Annotated in this window: 8 protein-coding genes and 1 pseudogene; 3 read left to right on the forward strand and 6 right to left on the reverse strand. The window is 69.8% G+C overall.

Translation table 11 applies throughout. From position 1 onward, the window contains the following. Positions 1-112: 112 nt before the first annotated feature. A complete protein-coding gene (locus JGU66_18185; protein MBJ6762698.1) occupies positions 113-1030 on the reverse strand; it encodes a hypothetical protein in 918 nt (305 codons plus the stop codon). Position 1031: 1 nt separating this feature from the next. Further along, positions 1032-1439, reverse strand: coding sequence for a (deoxy)nucleoside triphosphate pyrophosphohydrolase (locus JGU66_18190; GenBank protein MBJ6762699.1), 408 nt, complete (start codon positions 1437-1439; stop codon positions 1032-1034). A 349-nt stretch (positions 1440-1788) separates the two neighbouring features. On the opposite strand from JGU66_18190, the gene JGU66_18195 reads away from it, so the two are divergent. The 3 genes from JGU66_18195 to JGU66_18205 all read left to right on the forward strand — a co-directional run bounded on the left by JGU66_18195 (position 1789) and on the right by JGU66_18205 (position 7296). Beyond that, entirely contained in the window at positions 1789-2025 is a 237-nt protein-coding gene (locus tag JGU66_18195; protein ID MBJ6762700.1) for a helix-turn-helix transcriptional regulator, read from the forward strand. 121 nt (positions 2026-2146) lie between these two features. Beyond that, on the forward strand, positions 2147-5971 hold the full coding sequence (locus JGU66_18200) for a protein kinase (GenBank protein MBJ6762701.1): 3825 nt from the start codon (positions 2147-2149) through the stop codon (positions 5969-5971). Further along, complete coding sequence (locus JGU66_18205) at positions 5968-7296, forward strand: serine/threonine protein kinase (GenBank protein ID MBJ6762702.1); 1329 nt, start codon at positions 5968-5970, stop codon at positions 7294-7296. Before JGU66_18200 ends, JGU66_18205 begins: the two co-directional genes overlap by 4 nt. Here the strand turns inward: JGU66_18205 and JGU66_18210 are convergent. From JGU66_18210 to JGU66_18225, 4 genes and pseudogenes are all read right to left on the reverse strand, one after another. After that, positions 7185-8808: pseudogene (locus JGU66_18210) on the reverse strand (efflux transporter outer membrane subunit). The gene JGU66_18205 and the pseudogene JGU66_18210 overlap by 112 nt on opposite strands. A gap of 15 nt (positions 8809-8823) precedes the next feature. Next, positions 8824-11913, reverse strand: a complete 3090-nt coding sequence (locus JGU66_18215; protein ID MBJ6762703.1) for a multidrug efflux RND transporter permease subunit — start codon at positions 11911-11913, stop codon at positions 8824-8826. Continuing rightward, positions 11910-15023 carry a multidrug efflux RND transporter permease subunit gene (locus JGU66_18220; GenBank protein MBJ6762704.1) on the reverse strand — a complete coding sequence of 1038 codons (3114 nt, stop codon included), beginning with the start codon at positions 15021-15023 and terminating at the stop codon, positions 11910-11912. Before JGU66_18220 ends, JGU66_18215 begins: the two co-directional genes overlap by 4 nt. Continuing rightward, positions 15024-16187: an MdtA/MuxA family multidrug efflux RND transporter periplasmic adaptor subunit gene (locus tag JGU66_18225; GenBank protein MBJ6762705.1), complete on the reverse strand. Its 1164-nt coding sequence runs from the start codon at positions 16185-16187 to the stop codon at positions 15024-15026. Positions 16188-16296: the final 109 nt, after the last annotated feature.

Here is a 16296-nt window from a genome sequence, read left to right on the forward strand (position 1 = left end):
GACCCATGTCGCGCGACGTCCCCACCTGACTGGCGAAAGATGATCACCCCGGCCGGCCCGTCAACCGGAACGCCCCACGGCCTGTTCGGGATGTCCGTGCGCCAACGTCCGTTCAGCGGCAATCGACTCGGACCAGGGGCTGGCCAGTGAACTCACTGCCCAGCAGATAGCCCCGGCCATCCGGCAGGAAGGCCACCGCCTCCGCCTGGGCCTGGCTCGCGCCGGGCACTTCCACCACGTCGCCGTGCACCAGCTCCTCCAGGCTCGTGGCCCCGGGGCGCCGCACCTCCCAGACGCGGGAGTAGGTGCGCACCAGCATCCGCTGCCCGTCACGATGGAGGTCCGCCGCGGTGGAGCGATGGTCTCCGCCGGGCGCGTGCAGCGTCCCCAGCTTCGTTGCCAGCGTGACGCTGTCCGGGCGCAATCCGTCGAGGGCGAACACCTCGCCCAAGGACTTGCGCGTCTTGGTGATGACCGCGAGCCGCCCCGTCTGCTGCTCGATGACGAGCGACTCGGCGTCGTGCGAGCCGTCTGGATAACGGAACGACAGGGTCTCCACCGCCAGCGTCGCGTTCCCGAGCACCTCCGGCTCCGGCAGGCGATACAGCCGCACCTCCCGACGGAACCCGAAGTTGTCGCCCGTGTCCGCCAGCCAGATGCAGGGGCGCGCGTCGCCCGGAGCACACGGACCCACCGCCACGTCCTCGATGTCCCGAGACTCCGCGCCCGTGAGCGTCACCCGCGCGAGCACCTGCCCGGCCTCGTTGATCGCGAACACCTCGAACGCGTTCCCCGAGTCATTGTGCGCCCAGAAGACACCCGGGTGGCGCTGGCTGGCGGCCAGGCCGGACAGCTCCGGCAGCTCGGGCGGGACGGCGCCAGTGCGGTGCGGCTCGCCATAGTGGAGACAGCCCGGGAGCCCCTCGGCCGCGACGGTGCCAGCGTCCAAGCCGGAGACCGAGGGAGGGCGCGTGCAGGCGCTCCCCGCCAGAGACAGCACGCACCCGACGACGACGCCCGCGCGCCGCACCTCAGGAATCCAGGTCGAGCAGCTTGGCGAGTGTCTTCGCGTCGGCGTCCGGGAATCGATACTGAGACATCTCGTCCAACCCGACCCAGCGGTGATCGTGCACCCGCAGGTGCTGGATGGGAGTGCGAGCGTCACTCAGCCGACAGTGGAACACGCGGAAGTCGATGTCATAGGTCGGGTACTCGTGGCGGGTGTGCATCGCCTGGTCGAGCACCTCGATGTCCACGCCCATCTCCTCGCGAAGCTCGCGGGCGAGCGCCTCGGCATCGTCCTCGCCCTCCTCCACGCGACCGCCCGGGAACTCCCACAAGAGGGGCAGCGACGCCTTGGGGGGTCGCTGGGTGATGAGGTAGCGCCCCTCATCGTTCTGGAGCATCGCGCCGACGACGCGGACGTGACGGCGGGCCATTCGCATCTCCTCACGTGGAACGGGGAGCGGCGGACTAGCACACCCCCGCATACCTCGCCAATGCCTCTCCCACCCGAGCACCGTGTCCACGACTCGCGACAACCGCCACCCCAGGGCGCCTCGGGCCGCGGGGCATCCCAGGCGAGCGAGCGGGCCCACCATTCCTACCTCGGAGGTCGTATCAGACGGTCAGGATGGCGGACTTGCCCTCTCCGGCCGCTCCCGGAACGCCCCAGGCCATCGGCCGACGGGGCGCCCCCTTCCGGTCCCCGCCCGGGGCGTCGTCCTGGGTCCTGGGCGTGTAGGTTTCGGGGTGACGGAACGGCCAGATGGCGCCATGCTCGGGCCCATGACGACGAGTCGCAGAGAGCGGGCCGAGGCACTGGGCTCGACGCTGAAGGCGGCACGGCAACAGGCCGGGCTCTCCATGGAAGAAGTCGCCGAGTACCTGGAACTCCCCGTGGAAGTCCTCGCCCGGGTGGAGCGCGGGGTGATGGTGCCGACCATCCCCACGCTGACGCGCCTGTGTGTGTTGCTGAAGCTTGACCCGGACGCGTTGCCGGACCTGCCTGAGCTGAGCGACTGAGTCCACCCCGGCCCCGGAGTGTGCGTGCTCACGCACCCTGGGGCCGCATCGCGAGTGGACCCAGACGCCCGGGGCGTGTTCATCGAAGAAACGCCCCCACCGACCGTTCTGCTCCATGCGCATGCGCTGCTCGACCTGTCACCGACGCGTGGTGGAGCGGTGTCCCCTGCATCCCGCGAACGCGACGCGCGCCGAGGGGACGCCCGCCCCCGCACTGCCCATTGTCCCAGGACACATGGCCCTGGGAGTCCTCGGCCAGGGAGGCTTCGGGCGCGTCTACCTGGCGCGACGCGAGGCGGATGGCCACACGGTGGCGCTCAAGGTCTTGGAGCGACACAGCCTCGACCGCCTGGGCCGCGAGCGCGAGGCGCTGCGGCGGATTGGCCCACCCGCCGTCCCCGCGTTGCTGGGCGAGTGCGCCACGGCCGCGGGTGAGCCCATCCTGGTGATGGAGGCCATCGCGGGCGTCACGCTGGCCCATCACCTCGCGACGCAGCCGGGGTCAGGCGCCCTGCCCTGGTCCCGAGCCCAGGCGTTGATGGTGGGCATGGCCGAGGCCCTCGTCCGCGTGCACGACGCGCGGATCGTGCACCGCGACCTCAAGCCCGAGAACGTGATGCTCGCGGGGCCGCGCGTGGTGCTGCTCGACTTCGGGTTGGCTCGCCCCGAGGACACGCTGGATCAGCCCGCGCCGGCGCCCACCGTGACGCTCACGGGCCAGCGGCTGGGAACGCCCGAGTACATGGCTCCGGAGCAGTGCCAGGACGCTCGGCGCATCGACACGCGCGCGGACCTCTACAGCCTGGGCGTCGTCTTCTTCGAGATGCTGAGTGGACGGCCGCCGTTCGTGGGCAACGCGTCCGCGGTCCTCCAGGCCCAGGTGGCACTCAGACCGCCGCCGCTCGCCGGTGACGTGCCTTCCGCCGTCACAGCGCTCGTGCAGCGGCTGTTGGCCAAGGCACCCGAGGCGCGGTTCGCGGACGCGCGAGCGCTCGTCGAGGCGCTCCGAGCGGTGCCAGCCCTGGCCGAAGTCTCCGTGCAGGCGTTCGAGAAGCCCACGGTGCTTCAAGCTCGCTGCTCCGTCCGCGACGTGGCGCTGCTGGGTGTGCGGACCCGCTTGTCTCCCGCCTCCGTCTTCGCTCCGCTGCTCCCGCTGGGCGCGGTCATGGGGCGGATGGATCCAGGCCAGGTGATTGTCGCGTTCCCGCACGCGCCCACGGTGGAGCGCGGTCTGCACTTCGCGAGGAAGGCCGCCGAAGCCCTCACTCCACTCTTGCCCGAGGGTTCGCGGATCGCGCTCCACTGCGCTCCATTGCGGGTCCGCGAGCGGGGGGATCGCGTCACCCTCGCGGGTGCGGCGCTGGAGCACCCGGGGCGCTGGTGGCCTGTGTCCGCGGAAGCGGGCTTGGTCCCTCGGACCCCGGAGGCCCTGTCCCACAGCGGCACATGGGGCGACACGCCTCGCGCGCCCGTGGCCGAACTTGCTCCGCCATGCTCCGAACTCGAGGGACGAGACGCGGACCTGGACTGGCTGCGAGCAGGGCTCTCGCGGGCACGGGAGACAGGGGCGCCCGTGTTGCTCACGCTGCTGGGAAGCGAAGGGCTGGGCAAGACCCGCCTGCTGGCCGAGTGGCATCGCGAGCTGGAGCAACTGCCCGGCGTGCAGAGCTTGCGGATCGAGCCGTCACGCTCCGAGGGCGCCTCCGACGACAGCGGCCCCAGGGAACTCGTGGCCGCCGTGCTGGGCCTGCCACCCGACACGTCCCATGCCGAGGCGGTGCGTGCACTCCTCGCACCGGAGACCCCACCGTCCGCATCCGGAACAACTCATCCCGCGGCGCACCGGCAGCACATCGCGCGCGCGGTGGCGGAGCACCTGGGGCGACTTGCCGCCCAGGGACCTCGGGTCGTGTTGGTGGACGACGCGCACCTGCTCGACCCCATCGCGCTGGATGCACTGGAGCTGGCGACCCTGGCGACGGCACACGCGCCCCTGTGCGTGGTGCTCGCGGGCCAGCCTGGACTCTTGGGCCTGCGCCCCTATCTGGGTGAACGTGCCCGAGACTCCGCGCGCAGGGTGCTCGCCCCGCTGGACGACGAGGCCGCGCGCACCGTGCTGCGACAGTTGCTGCGGCCGGTGGAGCTGGTGCCCGAGGGACTGCTGCGAACGCTGGGGGAGCGCTGCGGTGGATCGCCGCTGCGCATGGCTGAGACCGTGCGCTCACTGCGCGCCGCAGGGGCGCTGCGTTCCCAGACAGATGGTCAGGGCTGGTATCTGGCGACGGACGCGATGCATGGACTCGCGACCGACAGCCCGGATGAACGCCTCGCGGAGCGAGGGCTCGCGACGCTGCCTTCGGGCCTGCGCGCCCTGCTCTTCGTGGCCGCGCTGCTGGGCGACGAGGTCCGGCTGGACGAGGTGACGGCCACCCTCGCGCGCTTGGAACCATCCTGCGGGCTGGACCTCTCGCATGATCCGGGCGTGGGCCTGGGACGGCTGGCGCGCGCGGGACTCCTCAGCGCACGGGGTCCCGGCCGGTGGCGCTTCGAGCACCCCAGCCTCCGCGAGGCCTTCGCGGCGCTCCTGCCCGCGCCCCTCGTGCACCGCGTCTGTGAGGCCGCGCTCGCCGCGCTTCCGGATGCCCCCACGCCGCGCCGCGCTCGACTCGCCGAGGCCGCGGGAGACGTGGACCACGCGCTGGCGCTTCATTCGCTCCTGGCCGAGTCCGCGCGAAGGGAGCACCGACTGCTGGACGCCGAGCGCCACTACACCGCCGCGCTGGACCTGCTGACACGAGGCGAGTCCCCCGTCCGGAGACTCCTCCTGTCGGGCCGAGGACGCGTGCGCTACCGCCTTCAGCGCATCGACGATGCCGTGGCGGATCTGCGTGCGGCGCGGGCGCTCGCGGAGACCCAGGGCGACGTCCTGCTGGCGGTGGACCTGATGCTGGAGGAGGCCACCGCGCTGGACTGGCAGGACGACACCGAGGGCTCCACGGCGCTGCTCGAACGGGCCCTGGGTCGCTTGGAGAAGACCGCGCCGCCCGAGCTGGCCGCGCGCCAGGAGTTGGCCCGTGCGCGAGTCATCGTGCGGCGAGGCGACGCAGCGGCGGCGGTGCCCGCGCTGGAGCGCGCGGCGAGGCTGGCCCGGGACGCGGGAGAGACGGAGGCAGAGGTCATCTCATTGGCCATGCTCGGCGCCATGCTCGCGTGGACGGAGCGGCGCGAGGAATCCGAGCAACGCTTCAACGAGGCCATCGCGCGCTGTGAGGCCACGGGCGATCTGCTGCACCTGGGCGTCGCGCTCAACAACCGCGTGGTGCTGCGCGTGGCGCAGCGGGATGTCGCGGGCGCATGCTCGGATCTGGAGCGCGCCGTGGCGCTGGGACGCGAATGGGGCAACGTGCAGATCGAGCGCACGTCCGCCTTCAACCTCGCGGAGCTGCTCCTCTACCAGGGCCGCACCACCGAGGCGCTTCCGCTCGCCCGTCGCGCGGGACAGCTCAGCCAGCGATTCTTCCCCCACTCCATGGCCCAGGATGGCCTGCTGCTGGCGCGCCTGTCCCTCGCGGTGGGTGACCTCGACGGCACCGCGCGACAGCTCGCGTGGCTGGAGGAGACGGGCGCCGCGCGGAGGTTGCCCCTGGGGAGCCGCGTCCTCCAGCACGCGGTGATGCGCGGCCTGGGTGAAGCCCAAGGGGCCCACGCCTACGACGGCGCGCAGTGGGCACGGCTCTCTGCCGAGGCACAGGAGCACTGCACACCGGATGAACGATTGGAGGTCCTCGTCGCGGCGGCGGAGGCCGCACGCGCAGCGCAGGACGCGCCGCGCCTCCGCTCCATCCTGGACGAAGCGAACGCCGCGATACGCATCGCCCCGCTGTGGACCGAGCGCGTCCGTGAACTCTCTCGTTCCCACTCGGACCGAACCGAGGCCACGGCATGAACAACCGTCGGCCGCCGTTCCCAGACGAGACAGCCTCCCTCACGGACTCCGAGCCCGAGCTCTCGCTCTACGGTGACGAGTTGGAGCCCGGCGCGCGCGTGGGCCCTTGGATTGTCGAGGCCCGTGTCCATCCCGGGCTCACCGCGTGGCTGTACCGCGCCAGGCATGAGCGAACGCGAGAACTCGCGGCGCTGAAGGTGGTGCGCTCGCGCTACTCGATGGCGAGCGAAGTGCTCCGCCGCTTTCAGCAAGAGGCCGACACGCTCCGCGCACTGCTCCACCCGCACATCGTCGAGGTACGCGAATCCGGCGAGCTGTCGGACGGACGACCGTGGTTGGCGATGGAGTGGCTGGAGGGCGGGAGCCTGGACGCATGGCTCGCGCACCGGGGCCCCTTCTCGCTCGCGGAGGCACTGACCGTGCTGGAGGAACTGGGCGACGCGCTACAGCTCGCCCATGCGCAGGGCGTCCTGCACCGCGACCTGAAGGCCCAGAACGTGATGATGGTCCCTCAGCCCGAGGGCTTCCGCGTGAAGCTCGTGGACTTTGGCATCGCCCAGGTTCGCGCGCGCGGAGGCAGCCAGGGATTGACCTCGGAGGGCGCGGTGCTCGGGACGCCCTCGGCCATGGCGCCGGAGCAGATTCGCGGGCAGGCCGTGGACGCTCGCACGGATCAGTACGCGCTGGGCGTCCTGCTCTACCAGCTCCTCACGGGACGACTGCCCTTCTCGGGCACGAGCGCGGTGGAGTTGGAGGAGCAGCACCTGCACGCGCCGGCGCCGCGACTGGGTGAGCACGTGAAGGCTCCCACGGGCGTGTGTGAAGCAGCGCGCCGAGCCATGGCCAAGCGCCCCGAGGAGCGATTCCCAGACGTGGCCACGTTCCTGGGCGCACTGCGAGCGGCGCTCGGGCACGAAGCCCCACGTTCCACCACGCCCTGGGTGGCAGCGATGTTCGTGGACGTGCGCTTCCCCGAAGGGACCGAGGATCCCTCCGACGCGGCGATGGACGCGCGAGATGCCGCCGTGGACCACGTGCGCAATACCCTCCTCGCGGCGGGTTGGACGCTGAAAGCCGAGAGCAGCAATGCCATCCTCGCTCGGAGCGCCCTCCCATCGAGCACGCCCGCGACGCACGCGGCCGTGCGAACCCTGGCCGAGCGAGCCCTGGCCGGGGCCCTCCGCGAAGCCGGCGCCTGGGCCGAGGTGCACCTCTACGCTGACGTCGCGCGCGACACGCCACGGGACCTGGAGCAGTGGGCCACGGGAGGAGGGAGCGCGGGCGCGCTGCAATTCGGCCCTGGACTCATTCCTGAGTCGACGTGAGCGACCCTCACTTCACTTCTCAGCGGGCTCCAAGTCCTTCGCGTCCCAGCCCCCGCCCAGGGCCTTGATGAGCCCCACCGCCGAAACCATCCGCTGGCCTGAGAGGTTCACCCACTTCTGCTCGGCGGCGAAGGCGGTCGTCTGCGCGACGAGGACCTCCAGGTAGGTCGCCGTGCCGGCCTTGTATTGGTGGGTGGAGATCTCCAGGGCCTGCTTCGCGGACTCGACCGCCGACTGCTGAAAGACCAACTCCTGCTCGAGGACCCGCAGCGAGACAAGCGCGTCCTCCACGTCCTGGAACGCGGAGAGCACCGTCTGCCGATACTCGGCCACGCTCTGCGCATAGACGGCACGCGCCGCATCCGTCTGTGCCAGTCGCTGCCCGCCGTCGAACAAGGTCGCGACCAACTGCGGCCCGAGTGACCACACCCACGCGGGCGCGCTCAACCACTTCGACAAGGCCGCGCTGGTGAAGCCAGTGGACGCGGAGAGCGACAGGTCCGGGAAGAACGCGGCGATCGCCACGCCAATCTGTTCGTTCGCGGCGGCGGCCTTGCGCTCGGCCGCTGCGACATCCGGGCGTCGCTCCAGCAGCGACGAGGGGAGGCGCGCGGGAATCGGCGGCGGCACGGCCCGGAGTGGAGTTCGCGGGAGTGCGAAGCCAGACGCGGGCTCGCCCACCAGCACGGCGATCGCGTGCTCCAACTGCGCTCGGGCAATCTCATTCTCCACCGCGGCGGCGCGCGAGAGCTGCACCTGCGTCTGGGCCTGAAGCACATCGGCCCGAGACACCAAGCCCTGCGTGTAGCGATTCTGGGTGAGCGTGAGGAGCCGCTCGTTCGCGGCGACCGTGTCATCCAGCAACCTCTGGCTCGCATCCAGGGCCCGGAGCTGAAAGTAGCTCTGCGCGAGCATCGCCTGGGCGGACAGCTTCGCGTTCGCCAGGTTCGCGGCGGCGCCCTGTGCCGAAGCCTTCGCGCTCGCCAGTTGACGGCGCACGCGCCCCCAGAGGTCCAACTCCCACGAGGCATCCACCGACAATCGGTAGATATTGCCCGTCCCGCTGCTCCCCGTGGTGGGCGCCGTCGTCGGTGTGGAGTTCGTTCCTCCCGTGCGCGATGCACCCCGAGCCCGAGTGGCGGAGGCGGATGCGCCCACCTCCGGGAACCACGCGGCGCGCGCTTGAGCGACCAGTGCTCGCGCCTGCCAGTACGCCGCCTCGAAGCCCGCGACCGTCTGGTTCGCGCTGGCCACACGCGCTTCCAGCGCATTCAACTCGGGCTCTTGAAACACTTCCCACCACGGGCCGCGCTCGCGCTCGTCGTTGGGGCGCGCGGGCATCCACCCATTCGAGGCCTCCTTGAAGTGCGCTGGCACCACGACGTTCGGGCGCCGGTAGGTCGGCCCCACGGGACAGCCCACCCCCAGCCAGCTCGCGAGCAGCACGAGCCCCCAACGACCGCGCAGTGCAACCCTTCCCCTACTCCGCCATGACGAGAAGTCGCCGGACATCACTCGCTCCACACCTCAAGGGGCCGCGGCGCGCGGGGCTCCGCGCACGAGCCGCCGTGCCCGGATCCCCAGCCGATCGAGGGTCAGGTAGATGACCGGCGTCGTGTAGAGGGTCAGCACCTGGCTCACGCAGAGTCCACCGACAATGGCGATGCCCAACGGTCGCCGAAGCTCCGATCCCACGCCCGTCCCCAACGCGAGCGGCAGCGCCCCCAGCAACGCGGCCATGGTCGTCATCAAGATGGGCCGAAGCCGCAGCTGCGCCGCGCGGAAGATGGCGTCACGCGGGCTCGCGCCGCCGCGCTCCTCCGACAGCGCGAAGTCGATCATCATGATGGCGTTCTTCTTCACGATGCCGATCAGCAAGATGATGCCGATCAACGCGATGATGGACAGGTCCAACCGGCACACGAGCAGCGCGAGCAGCGCCCCCACTCCCGCGGAAGGCAGCGTGGACAGGATGGTGATGGGGTGCAGCGTGCTCTCGTACAGGATGCCGAGCACCACATAGACAGCGAACAGCGCCGCCGCGATGAGCAGGGGCTCCGATGCGAGCGAGGACTGGAACGCCTGCGCCGTCCCGCTGAAGTTGCCGCGAATCCCCGCGGGCAGGACCATCTGGTGGACGGCCTCCTCCACCGCGCTCACCACCGTGCCCAGCGAGGCCCCCGGCAGGAGGTTGAACGAGAGGGTCGCCGAGGGGAACTGTCCCTGGTGGTTCACCGACAACAGCGTCGAAGCGGGCGCGAAGGTCGCGAACGCGGACAGGGGAACCTGCTGGCCTTCGCTCCCTCGGACATAGACGACGTCGAGGCTCTCGGGGCGCTGCCAGTACTGTTTCTGGACCACCATGACCACGTGGTACTGGTTGCGCTCGGTGTACATCGTCGACACCTGCCGCTGCCCGAAGGCGTCGTAGAGCGTGCTGTCGATCGCCGCGGCGGTGATGCCGAAGCGAGAGGCCGTGTCATGGTCGACCGTGACGAACGCCTCCAGCCCATGGTCGCGCTGATCGCTGTTGATGTCGGCGAGCCCTGGCACCTGCTGCAGCCGCTCCATCACCCGAGGCGCCCAGGTCGTCAGCACCGACAGGTTGTCCGAGGACAGGGTGTACTGGAACTGCGCCCCACCCTGCCGCCCGCCAATCACCAGGTCCTGCGCGGACTGCATGAACAGTGATGAGCCGGGCACTCGCGCGAGCTTTCCTCGGAGCCGGTTGATGACCGTGTCCGCGGAGACCTTCCGCTCCGCCAGCGGCTTGAGCGTGACGAAGAAGGACCCCGAGTTCGACGAACTGCCTGAGCCACCCACCGAGCCCGAGACCGCCTCGACCGCCGGATCCGCGCCGATGATGCGCGCGTACTCGATGAACTTGCGCGACAGCGCCTCGAACGAGATGTCCTGCTCGGCCTGGACGGTCGCGCTGATGCGCCCCGTGTCCTGCTGGGGAAAGAAGCCCTTGGGCACGACGACGAACAAGTACCCATTCAGCACGATGGCCGCGGCCATGACGAACAGCAGGAGCCCCGGGTGCGCGAGCGCCCAGCTCAAGCTGCGCGCATAGCCTTCCCGCATGCGCTCGAAGGGACGCATGAAGCGCGAGGGCTTCTTCGCGCCTCGGACGGGTGAACGCAGCAGTCGGGAGCACATCACCGGCGTCACGGTGAGCGACACCAGCAGCGAGACGAAGATGGCCACCGACAGGGTGACGGCGAACTCGCGGAACAGGCGCCCGACGATGCCTCCCATCAGGAGGATGGGGATGAACACGGCGATGAGCGAGATGCTCATCGACAGCACCGTGAAGCCCACCTCGCGCGCGCCTCGCAGCGCGGCCTCCAACGGGGGGAGCCCCTCTTCCAGGTGACGCTGGATGTCCTCCAACACCACGATGGCGTCGTCCACGACAAAACCCGTGGAGATGGTCAGCGCCATCATCGACAGGTTGTCCAGGCTGTAGCCCAGCAGGTACATCGCCGCGAAGGTGCCGAGGAGCGACAGCGGGACCGCCACGCTCGGAATCAACGTCGCGCGAGCGCTGCCGAGGAACACGAACACCACGAAGATGACCAGGGCGATGGCCAGCACGAGCGTCACCTCGACGTCGTGCAGCGAGGCGCGAATCGTGGTCGTCCGGTCCATCGTCACCGCCGTGTCGATGCCCGCGGGCAGTGACGCCTGGAAGGTGGGCAGCAGCTCGCGGATGGCATCCACGGTGTCGATGACGTTGGCCCCGGGCTGCTTGAAGATGACGAGCAGCACGGCCTGCTTGCCGTTCGCCAGCCCCAGGCTGTGCACGTCCTCCACGTTGTCGTCCGTGACGTCCGCCACGTCCTCCAGCCGCACCCGCGACCCGTCCTGGGACAGCACGGTGATGGCCTTGTACTGCGCCGCCGTGAAGAGCTGATCCGTCGCGGTGACGCTGTAGGCGCGAGGCCCCTCCTCCAGCTGGCCCTTGGGCCGGTTCGCGTTCTGCGCGGCGATGGCGGTGCGAACACCATCCAGGCCGAGCCCCAGCTTGTTCACCGCGGTGGGGTTCACCTCCACGCGCACGGCCGGCAGCGCGCCACCGCCCACGATGACCTGCCCCACGCCCTTCACCTGCGCCAGCTTCTGTTGGAGGCGCGTGGAGGCCACGTCATACATCTGGCCGCGCGTGTACGTATCCGACGTGAGCGCGAGCAACAGGATGGGCGCGTCCGCCGGATTCACCTTCCGGTAGGTCGGGTTGTTTGGCAGGTTGGCCGGCAGATTGCCGCGCGCGGCGTTGATGGCGGCCTGCACGTCCCGCGCGGCGCCGTCGATGTTCCGCGACAGGTCGAACTGCACGACGATGCTCGTGGAGCCGAGCCCGCTCGAGGACGTCATCTGCGTGATGCCCGCGATGCGCCCGAGCTGCCGCTCCAACGGCGTGGCCACGGAGGTCGCCATGACCCGAGGGCTCGCGCCCGGCAGCGCGGCCTGCACGCTGATGGTCGGGAACTCCACCTGCGGCAGCGGCGCGACAGGCAGCAGCGTGAAGGCGAGCGCCCCCAACAGCGCCGTGCCCAGCGCGAGCAGCGACGTGGCGATGGGCCGCGCGATGAAGGGCGCCGAGAGGTTCATTCCGAGGGCGCCTCTCTCGGGGGCGTCATCCCCCCGCGCCGCGACGTGCCTCGCGTGAACCGCCGCGAGAGATGGTCGAAGCCGATGTAGATGACCGGCGTGGTGAAGAGCGTCAGCAGCTGACTCACCGTCAGCCCGCCGATGATGGCGATGCCCAAGGGCCGCCGAAGCTCCGCGCCCATGCCACTGCCCAGCGCGAGCGGCACCGCGCCGAGCATCGACGCGAGCGTCGTCATGAGGATGGGACGAAAGCGCAGGAGGCACGCCTCGTGGATCGCCTCCTCCGCGCTCCGCCCGTGGACGCGCTCCGCCTCCAGCGCGAAGTCGATCATCATGATGGCGTTCTTCATCACGATGCCGATGAGCAGGATGACGCCGATGAGGGCGATGACGCCCAGGTCGATGGCGCACAGCCACAGCGCGAGCAGCGCCCCCATCCCCGCCGACGGCAGCGTGGAGAGGATGGTGAGCGGGTGGATGTACGACTCGTACAGGATGCCCAGCACCAGGTAGACGACCACGACGGCGGCCAGAACGAGGAAGCCCTCGTTGGCCAGTGAGTCCTGGAACGTGCGCGCCGTGCCCTCGAACTGGGTCTGCACCGACAACGGGACGCCCAGGCTCGCCTTCGCCCGGTCGAACACGCGGACGACCTCCGACAGCGAGGTGCCGGGCTCGGGATTGAAAGAGACGATGGCGACCGGGAACTGGCCCTGTCGGTTGATGGTGAGCGGCCCCACCCCCGAGGACACGCGCGTGAAGGCAGACAGGGGCACGGGCAGGCCCGCCGCCGATTGGAGATAGAGCCCGTCCATGGGCTGCGTGGCGCGCTGCTGCTCCGGCAGGACCTCCAGCACCACGTGGTACTGATTGAGCTGCGTGAAGATGGTGGAGACCTGACGCTGGCCGAAGGCGTCATACAGCGCGTCGTCCACCTGCTGCGGCGTGATGCCCAGACGCGAGGCGGTGTCGCGATCGAGGTCCAGGTTCATCCGGAGCCCTTCATCTTGGAGGTCGCTGGATACCTGTCCCAGCTCGGGCTGCCCGCGCAGGTAGTCCACCAGCCGCCCGGTCCAGGAGGAGACCTCGGCCGTGTCCGGTGAGCTGAGGCTGTACTGGTACTGCGTGCGGCTCACCCGCGTGTCGATGGTGAGGTCCTGCACCGGAGTCAGATACAGCGCGATGCCCGGCACCTGCGCGAGCGGTCCGCTCAAGCGCTGGATGACCTGCGTGGCCGACTCGTCTCGCTGCGACAGTGGCTTGAGGTTGATCAACAGCCGGCCGCTGTTGAGCGTGGTGTTCGTCCCATCCACGCCGATGAACGACGTGAGGCTCTCCACCGCGGGGTCCTGCAATACGACGTGCGCCAGCGCTTGCTGCCGCTCGGCCATGGCGGAGAAGGAGATGGACTGGGGTGCCTCGCTGATGCCCTGGAGGACACCGGTGTCCTGTACCGGGAAGAAGCCCTTGGGGATGGACCAGAACAGCACCCCCGTGAGCACCAGCGTGCCCAGCGCGATGAGCAGCGTCACCGGCTGGTGTCGCAGCACCCAGGTCAACGCGACGTCGTAACGCGCCACGAGCCACTGGAAGGCATCCGCCATCGTGCGCTCGAAGCGGCTCTCACTCCCCGGTGCGTGGTGCCGCAGCAGGCGAGCGCACAGCATGGGTGTGAGCGTCAGGGACACCACGGCGGACAGCAGGATGGTCACCGCCAAGGTGATGGCGAACTCGCGGAAGAGCCGCCCGACAACGTCCCCCATGAAGAGGAGCGGAATCAGGACGGCGATGAGGGAGACGGTGAGCGAGAGGATGGTGAAGCCAATCTGCTTCGCCCCCTTCAGCGCGGCCTCCATCGGCGGTGCGCCCCCTTCGATGTAGCGGCTGATGTTCTCGATCATCACGATGGCGTCGTCGACGACGAAGCCCGTCGCGATGGTGAGCGCCATGAGCGTCAGGTTGTTGAGTGAGAACCCCAGCAGGTACATCGCGCCAAAGGTCCCTACCAGCGACAGCGGCACGGCCACGCTGGGGATGAACGTGGCGGGCAGGTTGCGCAGGAACAGGAAGATGACCAGCACGACCAGGGCGATGGACAACATCAAGTCCACCTGCACGTCGTGCACGGAGGCTCGGATGGTCGTCGTGCGGTCGGTCAGCACGGCGACCTTCACCGTCGCGGGGAGCGTGGCCTGGAGCTGGGGCAGCAGCTTCTTCACGCTGTCCACCACGGCGATGACGTTCGCGCCGGGCTGACGCTGCACGTTGAGGATGACCGCGGGGACGGCGTTCATCCACGCGGCCTGTCTCGCGTTCTCCGCGCCGTCGAACACCCGCGCCACGTCCGTCAGCCGCACCGGCGCGCCATTGCGATACGCGAGGATGAGCGGCGCGTAGTCCGTGCTGGTGAGCAACTGGTCGTTCGAGTTGACCGTGAAGGACTGGCGCGGTCCGTCGAAGCTCCCCTTGGGCGTGTTGACGTTCGCCGTGGCCACGGCCGTGCGGATGTTCTCCAGGGTGAGGCCGCGCGCGGAGAGCGCCGTGGCGTTGGCCTGGATGCGCACGGCGGGCCGCTGTCCGCCGCTGATGCTCACCAACCCCACGCCCGGAAGTTGCGACAGCTTCTGCGCGAGCCGCGTGTCGGCCAGGTCCTCCACCTTCGGCAGAGGCATCACATCGGACGTCAGCGCCAGGGTGATGACGGGTGTGTCCGCGGGGTTCACCTTGTTGTAGACGGGCGGGTTGGGCAGGTCGCTCGGGAGCAGGTTCGAGGCCGCGTTGATGGCGGCCTGCACCTGCTGCTCGGCGATGTCCAGGCTCATGGTCAGCGTGAACTGGAGGGTGATGACCGAGGCCCCGCCGGAACTCGACGAGGTCATCTGATCCAAGCCAGGCATCTGGCCGAACTGCCGCTCCAGCGGCGCGGTGATGGCGGTGGCCATCACGTCCGGGCTCGCGCCCGGATAGAAGGTCATGATCTGGATGGTCGGGTAATTGACCTCGGGCAGCGCCGAGACGGGCAACAAGCGGTACGCGAGCACCCCGGCGAGCAGGAGCGCGATCATCAACAGCGACGTCGCGATGGGGCGCAGGATGAAGGGCTCGGACATTCACCGACCGCCATCCGGCGCGACGCCGGCGGGCTCCTCCTGGCCGCCATCTCGGCCGCTGCCACCCACGGCGGGACCGGGGGCTCGCGACTGAAGCTGCACGTGGGCGCCGTTCGTGAGCTTGTCCGCGCCCTCGACGACCACGATGTCCCCAGGCTGGACTCCCGTGGACACGACCGTGTCATCCCCCTCCGAGGGTCCGGTCTTCACCGGCACCACCTCGACGGTGTCGTTCGACTGAACGCGGTAGACGAAGGCCCCGTTCACGCCGTGCTGGATGGCCGCGGTGGGCACCACCGTCGCGCCGCGCAGGGTGTCGATCATCAACCACGCGTTGACGAACTGCTGCGGGAACAGCGCGAAGTCTGTGTTGGGAAACGTCGCCTTCAGTCGGACGGTCCCCGTCGTCGGGTCGATCTGATTGTCGACCGTGAGGAGTGTCCCGGTCGCGAGCAGCTTCGTCCCGGTGCGATCGAACGCACGGACCGCCAGAGTCTGTCCCGTGGACAGCCGCGAGAGAATCTCCGGCACTCGGTCCTCGGGCACGGAGAAGAGCACCGCGATGGGCTGCACGGCGTTGACCACCACCAGCCCATTCGCGTCGGCCGAGTGGACGATGTTGCCGGGGTCCACCTGTCGCAAGCCCACTCGCCCGCTGACGGGAGCGGTGACGCGGGCGTAGGTGAGATTCAGCCGGGCCGAAGCGACCGTGCCTCGGTCCGCCTTCACGTTGCCCTCGTACTGGTGCACCAGCGCCTTCTGCGTCTGCAGCGTCTGTTGGGAGACGGAGTCCTGGCTGAACAGCGTGGTGTAGCGCTCGAGGTCCACCCGTGCGTTCGCCAGCAGGGCTTCGTCGCGATGGAGCTGTCCGAGCGCCTGTTCGAGCTGGACCTGAAACGGGCGCGGATCAATCTCGGCCAGGAGGTCGCCCTCTTGGACGAGCTGCCCTTCGCGAAACGCGACCCGCATGAGCTGTCCATCCACACGCGTCCGCACGGTGACGGTGCTGGTGGGCGTCACGGCGCCGAGCCCCGCGAGGTGCACCGGCACATCGCGCGTGCGAGCCACCGCGGACACGACAGGCTGCGGCCGGCCGGTGCCGCGAGCCCCAGCCGCTTTCTCAACGGACCCGGCCTCGTGCCGGCGCGCGAGGAGAACCCCCACCGCGACCACACCGAGGCCGACGACCCACCAAGGCCAGCGACGGCGCCGAGGCTTCGCGGGCGACGGTGGACCGGAAGGCTCGGGCTCGGATGGCGGCGGATTCATGTGC

The organism is Myxococcaceae bacterium JPH2 (assembly GCA_016458225.1).
In the GTDB taxonomy this organism is placed as follows: Bacteria; Myxococcota; Myxococcia; order Myxococcales; family Myxococcaceae; genus Citreicoccus.

What these genes read in the sequence shown, in the direction of transcription:
- JGU66_18190 (MBJ6762699.1), bottom strand. Translation starts at nt 1,439, where the DNA reads ATGGCCCGCCGTCACGTCCGCGTCGTCGGCGCGATGCTCCAGAACGAT.
- JGU66_18195 (MBJ6762700.1), top strand. Translation starts at nt 1,789, where the DNA reads ATGACGACGAGTCGCAGAGAGCGGGCCGAGGCACTGGGCTCGACGCTG.
- JGU66_18200 (MBJ6762701.1), top strand. Translation starts at nt 2,147, where the DNA reads ATGCGCTGCTCGACCTGTCACCGACGCGTGGTGGAGCGGTGTCCCCTG.
- JGU66_18205 (MBJ6762702.1), top strand. Translation starts at nt 5,968, where the DNA reads ATGAACAACCGTCGGCCGCCGTTCCCAGACGAGACAGCCTCCCTCACG.
- JGU66_18215 (MBJ6762703.1), bottom strand. Translation starts at nt 11,913, where the DNA reads ATGAACCTCTCGGCGCCCTTCATCGCGCGGCCCATCGCCACGTCGCTG.
- JGU66_18220 (MBJ6762704.1), bottom strand. Translation starts at nt 15,023, where the DNA reads ATGTCCGAGCCCTTCATCCTGCGCCCCATCGCGACGTCGCTGTTGATG.